Annotated in this window: 13 protein-coding genes; 9 read left to right on the top strand and 4 right to left on the bottom strand. The window is 62.2% G+C overall.

The annotated features are described in order from the left end of the window. Positions 1–231: 231 nt before the first annotated feature. Together GRI58_RS08010 and GRI58_RS08005 are read left to right on the top strand one after the other, a co-directional pair. A complete protein-coding gene (locus GRI58_RS08010; protein ID WP_160753053.1) occupies positions 232–2,397 on the top strand; it encodes a primosomal protein N' in 2,166 nt (721 codons plus the stop codon). A gap of 35 nt (positions 2,398–2,432) precedes the next feature. Next, complete coding sequence (locus tag GRI58_RS08005) at positions 2,433–3,989, top strand: cryptochrome/photolyase family protein (protein WP_160753052.1); 1,557 nt, start codon at positions 2,433–2,435, stop codon at positions 3,987–3,989. A gap of 54 nt (positions 3,990–4,043) precedes the next feature. Here the strand turns inward: GRI58_RS08005 and GRI58_RS08000 are convergent, their stop codons facing one another. Further along, positions 4,044–4,481, bottom strand: coding sequence for an FKBP-type peptidyl-prolyl cis-trans isomerase (locus tag GRI58_RS08000; protein ID WP_160753051.1), 438 nt, complete (start codon positions 4,479–4,481; stop codon positions 4,044–4,046). Positions 4,482–4,809: 328 nt separating this feature from the next. Here GRI58_RS08000 and GRI58_RS07995 point away from each other — a divergent pair, with 328 nt between their 5' ends. Then, entirely contained in the window at positions 4,810–6,051 is a 1,242-nt protein-coding gene (locus GRI58_RS07995) for a cyclic di-GMP phosphodiesterase (protein ID WP_160753050.1), read from the top strand. 217 nt (positions 6,052–6,268) lie between these two features. After that, positions 6,269–6,832 carry a hypothetical protein gene (locus GRI58_RS07990; RefSeq protein ID WP_237452181.1) on the top strand — a complete coding sequence of 188 codons (564 nt, stop codon included), beginning with the start codon at positions 6,269–6,271 and terminating at the stop codon, positions 6,830–6,832. 228 nt (positions 6,833–7,060) lie between these two features. Here the strand turns inward: GRI58_RS07990 and GRI58_RS07985 are convergent, their stop codons facing one another. Then, positions 7,061–8,095 carry a bifunctional transcriptional activator/DNA repair enzyme AdaA gene (locus GRI58_RS07985; protein WP_160753048.1) on the bottom strand — a complete coding sequence of 345 codons (1,035 nt, stop codon included), beginning with the start codon at positions 8,093–8,095 and terminating at the stop codon, positions 7,061–7,063. After that, the gene (locus GRI58_RS07980) at positions 8,088–8,561 is read right to left on the bottom strand and encodes a DUF1203 domain-containing protein (RefSeq protein WP_337190922.1); all 474 of its coding nucleotides are present in this window, start codon (positions 8,559–8,561) and stop codon (positions 8,088–8,090) included. Before GRI58_RS07980 ends, GRI58_RS07985 begins: the two co-directional genes overlap by 8 nt. Here GRI58_RS07980 and GRI58_RS07975 point away from each other — a divergent pair. Beyond that, entirely contained in the window at positions 8,529–10,265 is a 1,737-nt protein-coding gene (locus GRI58_RS07975) for a S1C family serine protease (RefSeq protein WP_237452180.1), read from the top strand. The genes GRI58_RS07980 and GRI58_RS07975 overlap by 33 nt on opposite strands. A gap of 12 nt (positions 10,266–10,277) precedes the next feature. Here GRI58_RS07975 and GRI58_RS07970 read toward each other — a convergent pair whose 3' ends face one another. Continuing rightward, the gene (locus tag GRI58_RS07970) at positions 10,278–11,105 is read right to left on the bottom strand and encodes a TauD/TfdA dioxygenase family protein (protein ID WP_160753047.1); all 828 of its coding nucleotides are present in this window, start codon (positions 11,103–11,105) and stop codon (positions 10,278–10,280) included. Positions 11,106–11,297: 192 nt separating this feature from the next. Here GRI58_RS07970 and GRI58_RS07965 point away from each other — a divergent pair, with 192 nt between their 5' ends. Genes GRI58_RS07965 through GRI58_RS07950 form a run of 4 tightly spaced genes read left to right on the top strand, consistent with a single transcriptional unit; the run spans position 11,298 to position 14,722 of the window. Further along, positions 11,298–11,852, top strand: coding sequence for a F0F1 ATP synthase subunit delta (locus GRI58_RS07965; protein ID WP_160753161.1), 555 nt, complete (start codon positions 11,298–11,300; stop codon positions 11,850–11,852). Positions 11,853–11,880: 28 nt separating this feature from the next. Then, a complete protein-coding gene (atpA, locus tag GRI58_RS07960; RefSeq protein WP_160753046.1) occupies positions 11,881–13,410 on the top strand; it encodes a F0F1 ATP synthase subunit alpha in 1,530 nt (509 codons plus the stop codon). A gap of 12 nt (positions 13,411–13,422) precedes the next feature. Further along, entirely contained in the window at positions 13,423–14,310 is an 888-nt protein-coding gene (locus tag GRI58_RS07955) for a F0F1 ATP synthase subunit gamma (protein ID WP_160753045.1), read from the top strand. Between the two features lie 46 nt (positions 14,311–14,356). Next, positions 14,357–14,722: a hypothetical protein gene (locus tag GRI58_RS07950; protein ID WP_160753044.1), complete on the top strand. Its 366-nt coding sequence runs from the start codon at positions 14,357–14,359 to the stop codon at positions 14,720–14,722. Positions 14,723–14,754: the final 32 nt, after the last annotated feature.

The following is a 14,754-nucleotide window of genomic DNA, read 5'->3' as shown; positions in this document are numbered from 1 at the left end:
ATCCCGGTGATTCAATCACCCTTACGGCTTGGCTCGTTGTTATTACCGAATGTTAATCTTCGCAACTGCAAAATCTTAGTCTGCGCCAAAATGAGACAGCATTGCGCCGCCGGCTTCTTGCTTTTCCGAATCGTCGGTTTGCGCAGCAAACAACGCTGGATTTCATTCATCAGCGACATGCCAATGAGCGGGTTGCCTGTAGTGAGCAGCAGGGACACATAGGGGCGAGTAATGACCCGCGTACGCTGCCTCGTTTTCAATGCCGCCCTTGGCCCGCTCGATTATCGCCTGCCTGACGGCATGGCGGTCGAGGCCGGTTCGGTGGTTGCCGTGCCGCTCGGGCCGCGGACAATCGTCGGAATCGTTTGGGACGAAGGGCGTCTGCCGGGCGATCCCGTCCCCGAAGCCAAGCTGAGGCCGATACGCGAGGTCTTGCCGGTGCCGCCCATCGCCGCGCCGCTCAGACGGCTGATCGAATGGTGCGCGGATTACTACTGCGCCTCGCTCGCCTCGGTCGCGCGCATGGCGCTGTCGTCCGGCGGCGCGCTCAAGGGTCCTGCCACGGCCATCGAGTACCGCCTGTCCGGTGGCTTGCCCGAACGCATGACGGCGCAGCGCCAGGCCGCAATCGAAGCGCTGGAGGGCGAACAGGCCTCGATTCGCGAACTCGCCGGATTGGCAGGCGTGTCGGAAGGCGTATTGCGCGGGCTGGTCAATCAGGGCGTGCTCGAGCCGGTCGAGGTCGATAGCGACCGCCCTTATCCCCTCTCCGTGCCCAATTTTGCCGTACCGGACCTCAGCGCCGAGCAAGCCGAAGTCGCCGAGACATTCGGAACCTCGGTCCGCGATGGGGGCTTTGCGCCCTATCTGCTCGACGGAGTGACGGGTTCGGGCAAAACCGAGACCTATTTCGAGCCCATCGCCGAAGCCTTGCGAATGGGGCGGCAGGCGCTGGTGCTCTTGCCCGAGATCGCACTCACCGAAGCGTTCCTCACGCGCTTTTCCGAACGTTTCGGGGCAGCGCCGGTACTGTGGCATTCCTCGCTCAAATCTACCGAGCGCAGGCGGGCATGGCGCGCCGTAGCCAGCGGCTCGGCACAGGTCGTAGTCGGCGCGCGCTCGGCGCTGTTCCTGCCTTTCAGGAAGCTCGGCCTGATCGTGGTCGACGAAGCGCATGAGGTCAGCTTCAAGCAGGACGACGGTGTGCGCTACAACGCCCGCGACGTGGCGGTGATGCGTGCGCATTTCGAACGTGTGCCGGTCATCCTCGCCAGCGCGACCCCGGCACTCGAAAGCCTCGCCATGGCGGAGAACGGGACCTACACCCGCCTCCAACTGCCGAGCCGTTTCGGTGGAGCGCAACTTCCCGCGATCGACACTATCGACCTGACCAGGGAAAAGCCCCCGCGCGGGCATTGGCTGGCCGAACGGCTGGTGGCGGGGATCGAGGAACGTCTCGAACGCGGCGAGCAGGCGCTGCTGTTCCTCAACCGGCGCGGCTATGCCCCGCTGACGCTATGCCGCAATTGCGGTTTCCGCTTCCAGTGCCCAAATTGCAGCGCCTGGCTGGTCGAACACCGCTTTACCGGGCAGCTCGCCTGCCACCATTGCGGGCACGAGACCCCGGTGCCCGAACGTTGCCCCGAGTGCGGCGAGGCCGACTGTCTCGTCGCCTGCGGCCCCGGCGTGGAGCGGATCGCCGACGAGGTGGCCGAGCGCCTGCCCGAGGCGCGCGTGTTCGTGGCCACTTCCGACACGCTCAACTCGCCCGGACGCGCGGCGGAATTCGTCTCGCTGGTCGAGCAAGGCGCGGTCGATGTGATCGTGGGCACGCAATTGGTAACCAAGGGGTTCCATTTCCCCGAGCTCACTCTGGTGGGCGTGGTCGATGCCGATCTCGGGCTGGAGGGCGGCGATTTGCGCGCGGCGGAGCGGACCTACCAGCAGGTCGCACAAGTCGCCGGGCGCGCCGGACGCGGGACCAAGCCGGGCGAGGTGCTGATCCAGACGCGCCACCCCGATGCGCCGGTGATCGCCGCGCTCGCCGCCGGGGATCGCGACGCCTTTTATGAAGCGGAGACAGAAGCTCGCCGGATGGCAGGTGCGCCGCCATTCGGGCGCTGGGCGGCGATCATCATTTCGAGCGAGGAGGAAGGCGAAGCGCGCGAGGCGGCGCAGAAGATCGGCCGCGCCAAGCCCGATCTGCCCGACCTTGCGATCTATGGCCCTGCCCCCGCCCCGCTCAGCCTGCTGCGTGGACGCTATCGCTATCGCCTGCTCATCAACGCAAAGCGCAGCGCGCAATTGCAGGACATCATCCGCGGCTGGCTCGGCCCGCTCGACCATCCCGCCGGAGTGCGCGTGGGCGTCGACATCGATCCTTATAGCTTTGTCTGAGGGCACTTCCATGACCCCGCCTCGTTAGCCCTGTCATGACCTGCCCCGTTCTCGTCCCCATCTTCGGCGACCAGCTCACCCGCACGATTGCGAGCCTGCGTGGGCGCGCCAAGGACGATACCGTAGTGCTGATGATGGAGGTGTGGGACGAGGCAAGCTACGTCAAACATCACAAGCAGAAGATCGCGCTGATCTTTTCCGCCATGCGCCATTTCGCCGCCGAACTGGAACAGGCGGGTTGGCAGGTCGACTATGTGAAGCTGGACGATGAGGGCAATTCGGGCAGCTTCACCGGCGAGCTGGCGCGCGCGGTCGAGCGACACGAGCCCCGCCTGATCCGCTGCGTCGAGGCGGGCGAGTGGCGGGTGCGCGAGGCGCAACGCGAATGGGCGGACAAGTTCGCCTGCGAGGTCGAACTGCTCGAAGACGACCGTTTCCTATGCTCCCCATCCGAATTCGCCGCATGGGCCGAAGGGCGTAAGGAGCTCCGCATGGAGTTCTTCTACCGCGAGATGCGCAAGCGGACAGGCCTGTTGATAAAAGATGGAAAACCTGTGGGCGGGCAGTGGAATTACGATCCGGACAACCGCAAGCCGCCCAAGGATGGCCTCTCGGCTCCGACGCGTCCGCTGTTCGAACCCGATACGATCACGAAAGAGGTCACAGCGCTGGTCGAGGACCGCTTCGACGGCCATTTCGGCACACTCGACTCTTTCGGCTGGCCGGTAACGCGCGATCAGGCCGAAAAAGCCGCCGACGCCTTCTTCGCCGAACGCATCGAGAAATTCGGCCCTTATCAGGACGCGATGGTGGCGGGCGAGGACCAGCTGTACCATTCGCTGCTCTCGACCAGCCTCAACCTCGGCCTGCTCGATCCGCTGGAACTGTGCCAGCGCGCCGAACAGGCGTATGAGGACGGGCGTGCGCCGCTCAATTCGGTTGAGGGCTTCATCCGCCAGATCATCGGCTGGCGCGAATATGTGCGAGGCTTCTACTGGCACCAGATGCCGCATTTGCAACGTGCCAATGCACTCAATGCCCAGCGCGCCCTGCCCGAATTCTTCTGGACTGGCGAAACCGACATGGCCTGCCTCGCCGACTGCATCCGCTCGACCCGCGACAACGCCCATGCCCACCATATCCAACGGCTGATGGTGCTCGGCAATTTCTGCCTGCTCGCCGGGATCAAGCCGTGGGAAGTGCAGGACTGGTTTCTAGTGGTTTATGCCGACGCATACGAATGGGTCGAATTGCCCAATGTCGCGGCAATGATCCTCTATGCCGATGGCGGGGTTCTGGCGTCAAAGCCCTATGCGGCGAGCGGCAATTACATCAACAAGATGAGCAACTACTGCGCCTCATGCCGGTATTCGCCGAACAAGAAGGCCGGCGACGGCGCATGTCCGTTCAACCCGCTCTACTGGCACTTCATGCACCGCCATCGCGATACGCTGGAGAGCAATGCGCGGATCGGGCGGATCTACGCGACATGGGATCGGATGGGGGATGCCAAACAGCGCGAGTATCTCCAAAGCGCGGAGGTGCTTCTCGACACGCTGGAGCCAGCAACGAAAGGCTGGGCTCGCGACTGAAAGGGCGTTCCGGACCAGCCGCACTGCGCGATCGGGCCGGAACTCGGTTGCGGTTTACGCCGCCTGCTTGATCTCGCGCAGGGTGACGCCGAAGGTCAGGTCTTCACCGGCAAGCGGGTGGTTGCCATCCGCCTTGACCGTCTGATCGCCCACCTCGACCACATAAAGCGTGATCGCCGAACCATCCTGCTGCTGCGCCTGCAAGGCCATGCCAGGTTCGGGAGCGGGTTCAGGCGGCAGATTGGCACGCGGAATATCGATCAGCAGCTCTTCACGGCGCGGACCGAAAGCCTTGTCGCTGGAGACGGTCACGGTCTCCTGATCACCCACAGCCATGCCGGTCAGCGTTTCCTCGATCTGCGGGAAGATCGCGTTTTGACCCAGCGTGATCGTCTGCGGACCGGTTTCCTTGGTATCGCCGACGACAGCGCCATCGGTCCTGCTTACGGTATAATCGATGACGACGGTGTCGCCGTTGTTGGGGGTTGCCATAAATATCCTTCTTGAACTGGATTTGTGCGACATGGGGGCGTCGCCGGGAAATGCGCATCGTATTCGAGCGCGTCGGCCCAATTGTCGCAAGCGCGGCGGCACTAGTCAAATGAAGCGCCCATGCGACAGGACGGGCTGACCTATCCCTTGGGCCGGGCGGCGTGATCGCTTCACCTGCGAAACCCGCGCGAGATTTCGGCCATTGCGCCGATCTACAATTCTTAACCCGTTATAGACCACAAGCTTTTATCTGATCGGCAGAACGGCATTGGTAACCTCTGACCAGGAAGCATGTGCGCGGCGATTCCCGCCACGCCGGATGATGGGAATGACGAGACGAATACGGCCCGACGAAGTTGAAATGGGAATGTACGTCGAGGGCTTTACCGGCTCATGGCTTTCCCATCCCTTCTGGCGCGCTAAATTCGTCGTCGACGATCCCAAAACCCTTGCCCGAGTCCGCCAGAGCGACGTGGACTACGTGCTCGTCGACGACGGTAAATCCGTGCGTCCCGAACCTGCTGAAGACTCGCCATCCCAGGTGCCGAGCAAGACGTCGCAATCCCATCCGTCGCGCGAAAAACTGCGCATCTGGCCCAAGAATACGGCTTTTTCGCCTGTCGAACGCGAAAGGACCGATCTGCAACGGGCACGGACGCTCGTCACGCGCTCCAAGAAGCTGATGCGCGAGACCTTTACCGATGTCCGGCTGGGGCGTGCGATCCGGATGAACAAGGTCTCTGACATAGTGGCCGACGTTGTCGAAAGCATCGAGGAAAGCCCGGAGGCATTGCTCAAGGTTGTCGGGCTCAAGAAGAAGAGCGAATATACGTATATGCATTCGATCGCCGTGTGCGCACTGATGGTCAATGTGGCGCGCCAGCAGGGCAAACCTATGTCCGAGAGGCGTAAATACGGCCTTGCAGGCCTGTTGCATGACCTTGGCAAGGTGGGCATCCCGGAAGAAATCCTCAACGACGAGGGCAGCTTGACCGACACCCAGTTGCTTGAGGTCCGCAAGCACCCGCAGTTCGGCCACTCGATCATTTCAGAGCTGCCGGAAATGCCCGACCATGCGCTCGATGTGTGCCTGCACCATCACGAGAAGATGGACGGTACGGGATATCCCAAAGGCCTCGCCGGGCACGAAATTTCGGAGGTCGCCCGGCTCGGCGCGATCTGCGATGTCTACGATGCCCTCACCTCCGATCGCGGATACAAGAACGCCTGGACGCCGGTCGATGCGCTGGCTTACATGTGGGGAACCGAGGGTCATTTCGACCGGTCGCTGCTGTTCGCCTTCATGCAGAGCGTCGGCATCTTCGCGCCGGGGATGCTCGTGACCCTGCGCAGCAATCGCCGTGCCGAGGTGCTGGAACCGGGCAAACGCCGCGGCACCACACGCTTGCGATTATGCGTCGATCCGGCAGCCGATGCGTCGGCCGAGCCAGAAGAGATCACGCTGACCGATGACCCGGACGGAGAGCAGATCGCTGGATATATAACTCCAAAAGAGCAGGCAGGTTTGCGCGAAACGATGGGCTTGCCTGCGGCGGAACAGGTCCACTGAAATTCAGCCAGCGATCCAGTTATTATCGAATATGGATAGGCAACCGCCAACAATACGATTTGCATAAGCGGCCAGCTCGGCTTTCGACAGCGTACCCGTCACCACCGGAAACGAAACTGCGCCAGTTAAATGTGTTAGGGGATGGCGTTGCGGTTATGTCTGCAATGTTGTGGAAGCTGACATTGTCAGAGTAATCGAGATCATTGATAGTTCTTACGTGATGCGCCCGAAATTCGTGTTAACAGCTATAATCATTGTGGCATGTGCTGCGTGTTCAGCTGACGATGCAAGTCCCGCTGTACCTGAAGCTGCGTGTGGGATCGCGCTGGACTACGCTAAGGCGTTCAAAAGCAAATCAAGTCGACAAATCGCCATTTGGCAAAGACCCGAACCGCGCTCGCCTTTACCGCAGAAGGTACAATTATTTTTGCGTCAAAACCCACGGTTCAAGAATGATCCAACTCTTCCTTTAATCCTTGAGTCTTCTGACATTCGCAATGTCAGTGTGGTAGAGCAATGTCCTAGTCTGAAAAGTTGGCTGAACGAGACAAGCGTTTTGCATGACGACCATCGAATCAATGCGATAACTCTCCTAAGCCAATGGCCGGTGAATTTGCTCGCGATGTCGGTTCCCGTTCTAAGTAAGGACGGCTCGACTGCGCTGATGTATACTAGTGAATCCTCAGGCCCACTTGCAGCCGGACACTTCGCCATAACCTATAAAAAGACCGCGAAAGATAGATGGGTGCTGTTAACTAAAGAGGCGCTCGCGATAAGCTGAAGCAACGGCTGCAAATTCGTAGATAGCTGCCGACCGATCTTTCCTACCCGCGCCACCCCATGCCAGCGTCCCCGCATGGCGATCACGCTCGAAAATCGCGTCCTGGAAGTTCTCAAAGCTGCCGTTTTCGCCACTGCAACTTTTTACCTTCAGGACCGTGTTCCATGTGTTCCATATCCTCGGAATACCCTGCGGCTTTCCAACTTCGGTCCAACACGCCCAGAAAGCTTAATCCGCACCCTCCCGCCGCAGCAGTTCGCGTTTGATATCGAGGCCGTAGGCATAGCCGCCGAGATCACCGCCGGTGCGGATCACGCGGTGGCAGGGGATCAACACGGCGACATTGTTGCGCGCGTTCGCACTGCCCGCCGCGCGTACCGCCTTGGGATTGCCCGCCGCCGCGGCGATCTCGGCATAGGTGCGCGTTTCTCCAGCAGGGATTTCGCGCAGCGCCTTCCAGCACGCCTCCTGAAAGGCGGTGCCTTTTACATCGAGCGGGATATGGGCGAAGTCGCCCGGCGCCTCGACGCTGGCGACCACTTCGGCCAGCAGCGCCTCAAAATCCGCCCCGCCTTCGACCAGCGCGGCCTTGGGAAAGCGGGTGCGCAAGGCTTCAGGCCCTTCGGCGAAGGAGAGGCGGCACACACCCTTGTCGGTTGCGGCGACCAGCATTTCGCCCAGAGAGGTATCGACCACCGCCCAGTGGATCGTCACGCCCTCGCCGCCCTTCGCCCACGCGCTCGGAACCATGCCCATCTTGTCCTTCGTTGCTTCGTAAAAGCGGCTTGGCGCGCCATAGCCGGCTTCGTAAATTGCGCCCGTCACGCTGCCCTCGCCCAGCGCATCGCGCGCCCGCTCTTCCCGCAGCGCGCGGGCATAGGCAGCGGGCGAGAGCCCGGTGGCGCGTTTGAACAATCGCTGGAAATGGGTCGGCGAATAGCCGGTGAGCTGCGCCAGTTCGTCGAGCGTCGGCGCAGCGTCGGTCGTCTGCCGAATCTCGTCGATCGCGGCGAGCACCGCAGCCTCCTCGTTCGATTGCCGGTCGGGCGCGCACCGCTTGCACGCGCGCAGGCCCGCCGCCTCCGCCTCGGCGCAGCTTGCGTAAAAGCGCACGTTCTCGCGCTTGGGCGGCCGTGCGGGGCAGGACGGACGGCAATAGATGCCGGTCGAGTGGACGCCGGTCACGAAGGCCCCGTCATAGCGCCGATCCTTGGCCAGCGCGATGCGCCAGCGCTGCTCGTCAGTGAGCGCGCGATCAATCATGGTGCCGCTCCACCGCGGCGAGGAAACATCCGTATGCGGCATTGTGCGCATGGATATAAGCGATCGAATCGTCGGCGAACAATGCGCGGATTACACCATCTCCTTCGCCCGGTGCCGCGAGCATCGCCTTGCGCATCATTCCCTCACCGTCGAACGCGCGCAATCCAATGGATCGCCGGTCGAGCATCGGTGGTACCCGGTCGGTCCACGGAACTGAGCGTTTCGCTTCCTGCCTCACATAGATTGCGTGGGCCATACGGAATGGCCTGGCGACATCGTTGGAGACATGATGCAACAGCATGACCGCCTCCCCCTGTGCCGCATCCTCCAGCGAGACCCGGCAAGGAAAACCCGTATCGCTGGTGGCTGTCACCAGCTCGGCGAGATTCGCCGCGCGTTGCTCTTGATCCATGCCAAACAGCGGGGCGAAGGTTTGAGGGTCGAGTCCTTCTATTCGGTAAGTCACGGCAGGTTCCTTTCAGCTGCCTGTTCTACGCCCTCCACCGCCGGTCGCATCCCGGCGCTTGCGGTCAATGTCATGGGCAAGCTAAAGGCGGCGGCAATGCTGCGTATCGCCAGACTGCTCGCCGTCGCCTTTGCCCTGCTTTCGGCTTCGCTGCTGCGCGCCGATCCGTCCGACATCGATGCCGCCGCACGCGGAGTGGTACGGGTGGTGATCGTCAGTACCAATCAGGACGGCGTATCCCCGGTCGGCCACGGCACCGGCTTTGCGGTGACGCCCGACACGATCGTGACCAACGCCCATGTGGTGCGCGACGCGGCTCAGGACGATGCGCTCAAGATTGCCATTGTCCCTTCGGACGGCGGGCGCGCGGTCTATGGCCAGATCCTCGCGTTTTCGCCGCGCAACGACCTCGCGCTGATCTCCATTTCGAGCGCAATCCACCTGCCGCCGCTGGCTATCGCCGGTGGACCGCCCCCCGATGCCGGCGAAGTGACTGCGGTCGGCTATCCGCTGAACGTCGACCGGGCGCAGGGGTTGAGCCTCGCCGACATCATCCAGTCGCAACCGCCGGTAAAAAGCCATGGCTATCTGTCCGGCACACGCCCCAGTCGCCAGTTCGACACGCTGCTTCATACCGCTCCGATCGGGCGCGGCAATTCGGGCGGTCCGCTGCTCGATGCCTGCGGGCGCGTGCTCGGCGTCAACAGTTTCGGCGCCGATTCCTCCAGCTCGGATGCCGAATTCTTCTTCGCGGTGTCGGACAAGGAACTGATCCCGTTTCTGCGCGACAACGGCATCGATGCGCGGATCAATTCCAGCCCCTGTCGCTCGATGGCCGACCTCAATGCGCAGGAACGCGCACGCGCACAGCAGGAACAGATCGACGCTCGCGTGGCGCTGGAGGGCCGAAACGAGGCCGAGCGTGCCAAGCGCGACCGGGCGCAGTTTGTCGCCGAGATGAAGGTGCGCGACGAACGCGACGACCGGATGTTGGCGAGCGTGCTGCTGCTGCTGATCGCCGCCGGGCTTGGCTGGTGGGCTTACGAGAAGCGCCCCCGGACGACGGCGGACGGAGAGCCCGCACCACTTCCGCAGCCAAACAAGATCGCATTTGCGGGGGCCGGAGTGTCGGTTGCGCTGGTCCTGTTCCTGCAAATCACCCGCCCTGGCATCGACGAGATCGACCGGCGAGTGACCGCCGCGATGGCGCCCGAGGCGAAAACGGGTTCGGGGCAGGACGAGGTTTCGCTCGACGGTCACAAGGGCACACGGCGTTACCTGTGCCATATCGACCAGCAGCGTAGCCGGGTGACGACTTCGCGCACCGACGATCTCGATTTCACCTGGAACGCGACCGGCTGCGTCAACGGGCGCACGCAATACGGCTTTGCCAATGGCAGCTGGCAACGTGTCCTGGTGCCGAACGAGGATCAGGAGGTGTCGGTCAACAGCTTCGATCCTGACCGCCGCGAGTTCCGGGTCGAACGCTATCCGCTATCGAACGAGGCAATGCAGGCTGCGCGCGCGGCCCGCGGCAAGTATTCCGCACCCGAATGCGGGGGCAATGCGGCGGCCGCCAAGCTCGGCGATCAGCAAGCGGGCGTGCTTTCCGCCCTGCCCTCGCAGCCCAACGAGCGGCTGGTATATAGCTGCGACGTCGTGGGCGAGGACGGCCAGCCTGCGAAGGCCGGGCCAACGCCGTAATATAAGTCCGGGCTAGGCGGCGAGCGGTTCGCCGGTCAGGGTGATGCGGTGCATCTCGCGCGCATGGCCCTGATAATCGTTCATCGCATTATGCCAGGTGGTGCGGTTGTCCCAGATCGCCACCGAACCGTGTTGCCACACCACACGGCACTGATGCGTCGGGTTCATCGCCTCGGCGAACAATTGCTGGAGCAGCGGCAGGCTCTCTTCGCGCGTTTGTCCGGTGAAGTGGATGGTGAAGGAGGGATTCACATAGAGCAGCTTGCGTCCGGTGCGCGGATGGCGAATCACCACCGGATGCACCGCACCGGTGCGCACATCCTGCCCACGCAATTCGCCCCCGATGTCCGTCTGCGAATAAATTCCGCCCTCCTTATAGACATGGTCGGCGGTGTGATAGGCGGACAGGTTCTCGATTGCGGCCTTCAACTCGTCAGACAACGCATCGTAAGCGGCACCCATGTGCGAAAACAGCGTGTCCCCTCCCGACGGCGGCAGAGTGCGGGCAACGAGGATCGAGCCCATCGCCGGAACCTGGTCATAAGAATGGTCAGTGTGCCACGCCCCGCCGATATTGGTCTGCTGATCGGCGCGTTTGCGGACCAGCGCGATCTCGGGATAGGCGGCTTCGAGCGGGAAATATGCGTTGAGGTCGATCCCGCCCCATGCTTTAGCGAAGGCGATGTGCTGCTCGGGTGTCAGCTCCTGATCGCGAAACACCGCAACACCATGCTCGTAAACGGCGTTGCGAATCTCTTCCATCTGCGCATCATCGGCCCGTGCGATCTGCACCCCGTGAATCTCCACTCCGCATTCGGCGGCAAGCGGCTCAAGCGCCATCAACTCTCTCCTTATATGTTATACAGTCCGACCTACTCCAATTGCCCGGTCAGGGGAAATGCCATCACGCGCCGGGTTGCATCGCGTAACTCCCAATGCTAGTCGCGCGCCAGCCTTAGTCGGGGAACCATAGTCGTGCCCACATCGGATAAGGTCAAAATCGCTAATTTCCGAACGCAAGAGGGTGAAGGCGTGGAGATTTCCGCCGGTATTCAGGCTAGCCTGTCAGGACGATATGCTGCTGCACTGTTCGATCTCGCGAGCGAGGGCGGCACAGTCACGGCTGTCGAATCGGACCTCGACAAAATCGAGGCCGCGCTTGGCGAATCGGCCGAGCTCAAGGCTCTGACCGTCCATCCGCGCGTATCGCGTACCGAAGCCGAACAGGCACTTGCCGGTGTCGCACCATTGCTTGGCCTGTCGCAGCTGACTGCCAATTTTCTCGGCGTGCTCGCGCAGAACCGCCGCTTAAATCAATTGCCCGCCGTGATCCGCGCTTTCCGCCAGATTGCCGCCGCTCAGCGCGGCGAGCTCACGGCAGAAGTAACCAGCGCTCGTGCGTTGACCGATGACCAGCTTGAAAAGCTGCGTCAGAAACTGACTGCGCGCGAGGGGCGCACGGTCAAGCTGTCGACGAAGGTCGATCCAGAACTCCTCGGCGGACTCGTCGTGACGCTTGGTTCCAGGCGCATCGACGGTTCGATCCGCACCCGCCTCAACTCACTATCCCAGGCTCTGCAAGCCTGACGCCCGGCCCAAAGGACGAAAGCACATCATGGATATCCGCGCCGCAGAAATTTCCAAGGTCATCAAGGACCAGATCGCCAATTTCGGCACCGAGGCCGAAGTAAGCGAAGTCGGCACCGTGCTCAGCGTGGGCGACGGTATTGCCCGCATCCACGGCCTCGACCAGGTTCAGGCTGGTGAGATGATCGAATTTTCCGACGGCGTGCAAGGCATGGCGTTGAACCTCGAAGCCGACAATGTCGGCGCGGTGATCTTCGGTGCCGACACCGGCATTAAGGAAGGCGATACCGTCAAGCGCACTGGCACCATTGTCGACGTGCCCGTCGGCAAGGGCCTGCTTGGCCGCGTCGTCGATGCTCTGGGCAACCCGATCGACGGCAAGGGCCCGATCGAAAGCACCGAGCGTCGCCGCGTCGAGGTGAAGGCGCCGGGCATCATCCCGCGCCAATCGGTTTCCGAGCCGGTGCAGTCGGGCCTCAAGGCAATCGACGCGCTCGTACCAGTCGGCCGCGGCCAGCGCGAGCTGATCATCGGTGACCGCCAGACCGGCAAGACCGCCGTCGCGATCGACACCTTCATCAACCAGAAGGGTCCGAACCAGGGCGACGACGAGAGCAAGAAGCTTTATTGTATCTATGTCGCAGTCGGCCAGAAGCGTTCGACCGTCGCGCAGATCGTCCGCCAGCTCGAAGAAAACGGCGCGATGGAATATTCGATCGTCGTCGCCGCCACCGCATCGGAGCCCGCTCCGTTGCAGTATCTCGCACCCTACACGGGTTGCGCGATGGGCGAATTCTTCCGCGACAACGGCATGCACGCCGTCATCGTCTATGACGACCTTTCCAAGCAGGCGGTCGCCTATCGTCAGATGTCGCTGCTGCTGCGCCGCCCGCCGGGCCGCGAAGCCTATCCGGGTGACGTGTTCTACCTGCACAGCCGCCTGCTCGAGCGCGCCGCCAAGATGAGCGATGCCGAAGGCGGCGGTTCGCTGACCGCGCTGCCGATCATCGAAACGCAGGCGGGCGACGTGTCGGCCTATATTCCAACCAACGTGATCTCGATCACCGATGGCCAGATCTTCCTTGAGACCGAGCTGTTCTATCAGGGCATTCGCCCGGCGATCAACGTCGGCCTGTCGGTCAGCCGCGTCGGCGGTGCCGCGCAGACAAAGGCGATGAAGACCGTCTCCGGCTCGATGAAACTCGACCTTGCGCAGTACCGCGAAATGGCGGCGTTCGCGCAGTTCGGCTCGGACCTCGACGCCGCGACGCAGAAGCTGCTCAATCGCGGCGCGCGCCTGACGGAGCTGCTCAAGCAGCGCCAGTTCAGCCCGATGCCCTTCGAAGAGCAGACCGTTTCGATCTTCGCGGGCACCAATGGCTTTCTCGATGCAATCGACACCAACCGGGTCACCGAATACGAAGAGCAGATGCTGAGCTTCATGCGCCACGATCACGCCGACGTCCTCAAGGATATCCGCGAGAGCAAGAAGTTCGATGACGGCATCAAGGACCGCACGGTGAAGGCGCTCGAAGCCTTTGCCAAGCAGTTCGCCTAAGGGAGCTGGCGCATGGCCTCGCTCAAGGAACTCAAGAACCGGATCAAGTCGGTCAAGTCGACCCAAAAGATCACCAAGGCGAAGCAGATGGTCGCCGCAGCGAAGCTGCGCCGGGCGCAGGCCGCTGCCGAGGCCGCGCGCCCTTATGCGGAGCGGTTGGCCAAGGTGATGGGTTCGCTGGCGGGCAAGGTGCGTGGCGAGAGCGGTCCGCTGTTGCTGCGCGGCACAGGCTCGAACCAGCGGCACATGCTGGTGGTGGTGAACACCGACAAGGGCCTGTGCGGCGGTCTCAACGCCAATATCGTCAAGGCCGCCAAGGCCAAGGCGCGTGAGCTGATCGCGCAAGGCAAGACGGTCGAATTCTACCTCGTGGGGCGCAAGGGCCGCGCGCCGATCAAGCGCGATTTCGCCGACCGGATCAACAAGCATTTCGATACTTCGAATGTGCGTGATCCGGGCTTCGAGGAAGCAGAAACGATTGCCAGCGAATTGATTGCCATGTTCGATCAGGGCAAGTTCGATGTCGCGCATCTGGTTTACCCGCAGTTCAAGTCGGCGTTGTCGCAGGATCCCACCGTCCAGCAGTTGATCCCGGTCCCGCGTCCCGAAGAGACCGCAACCGCATCGGCGACCGCGCAAGCCGGAGCGGTGGTCGAATACGAACCGGACGAGGAAGCGATCCTCGCCGAACTGCTGCCACGTTATGTCCGCACGCAATTGTTCGGCGCGCTGCTCGAACTCGCCGCCAGCGAACAGGGTGCCTCGATGACCGCGATGGACAACGCTACGCGCAACGCCGGGGATCTGATCAACAAGCTGACCATTCAGTATAACCGTAGCCGTCAGGCCGCGATCACGACCGAACTCATCGAAATCATCGCCGGCGCCGAAGCCCTGTAACAAATCTTGCCGTCCCATCAGGGTACGCCAACCAGGAACTCCTTACGTGAACAGAACTACCCTTCTCCTCGCACTGGCTCCGGCATTTGCTTTGGCCGCTTGCGGTTCGCAGCCGACACCTCAGCCGACGCAGACTGCGGTGCCAACGCCGACCGCGACGATCAATCGCCTTCCACCGCCCGATCAGGAAACCTTCAGCAAGGTGCTCGCCAAGGCATGTCCAGACGCCGACAAGGTGGTGATTGCAACGTGCAAGGCGAATGGCATGGGCGCGACCAGCTTTATCTGCCAGTTCGGCCTCGGGAAAGACAAGTACCTCCGCAACACCGCAACGGTCGATCAGAAGGACGGCGAATACGTCCTCGTCGATGCCGACAAGATTTGCGCCGCACACCCCAAGGGCAAGAACTAAGCCCAATAACCTTTTGACCAGGATAAACGCAT

The organism is Qipengyuania algicida, from assembly GCF_009828025.1.
GTDB classification, from domain to species: Bacteria; Pseudomonadota; Alphaproteobacteria; order Sphingomonadales; family Sphingomonadaceae; genus Qipengyuania; species Qipengyuania algicida.
The sequence above is the reverse complement of the archived record's forward strand: the minus strand, read 5'-3'. Positions and strand labels throughout refer to the sequence as shown.

Coding starts and splice junctions, on each gene's coding strand:
- GRI58_RS08010 (WP_160753053.1), top strand. CDS start 232: ATGACCCGCGTACGCTGCCTCGTTTTCAATGCCGCCCTTGGCCCGCTC.
- GRI58_RS08005 (WP_160753052.1), top strand. CDS start 2,433: ATGACCTGCCCCGTTCTCGTCCCCATCTTCGGCGACCAGCTCACCCGC.
- GRI58_RS08000 (WP_160753051.1), bottom strand. CDS start 4,481: ATGGCAACCCCCAACAACGGCGACACCGTCGTCATCGATTATACCGTA.
- GRI58_RS07995 (WP_160753050.1), top strand. CDS start 4,810: ATGACGAGACGAATACGGCCCGACGAAGTTGAAATGGGAATGTACGTC.
- GRI58_RS07985 (WP_160753048.1), bottom strand. CDS start 8,095: ATGATTGATCGCGCGCTCACTGACGAGCAGCGCTGGCGCATCGCGCTG.
- GRI58_RS07970 (WP_160753047.1), bottom strand. CDS start 11,105: ATGGCGCTTGAGCCGCTTGCCGCCGAATGCGGAGTGGAGATTCACGGG.
- atpA (WP_160753046.1), top strand. CDS start 11,881: ATGGATATCCGCGCCGCAGAAATTTCCAAGGTCATCAAGGACCAGATC.
- GRI58_RS07955 (WP_160753045.1), top strand. CDS start 13,423: ATGGCCTCGCTCAAGGAACTCAAGAACCGGATCAAGTCGGTCAAGTCG.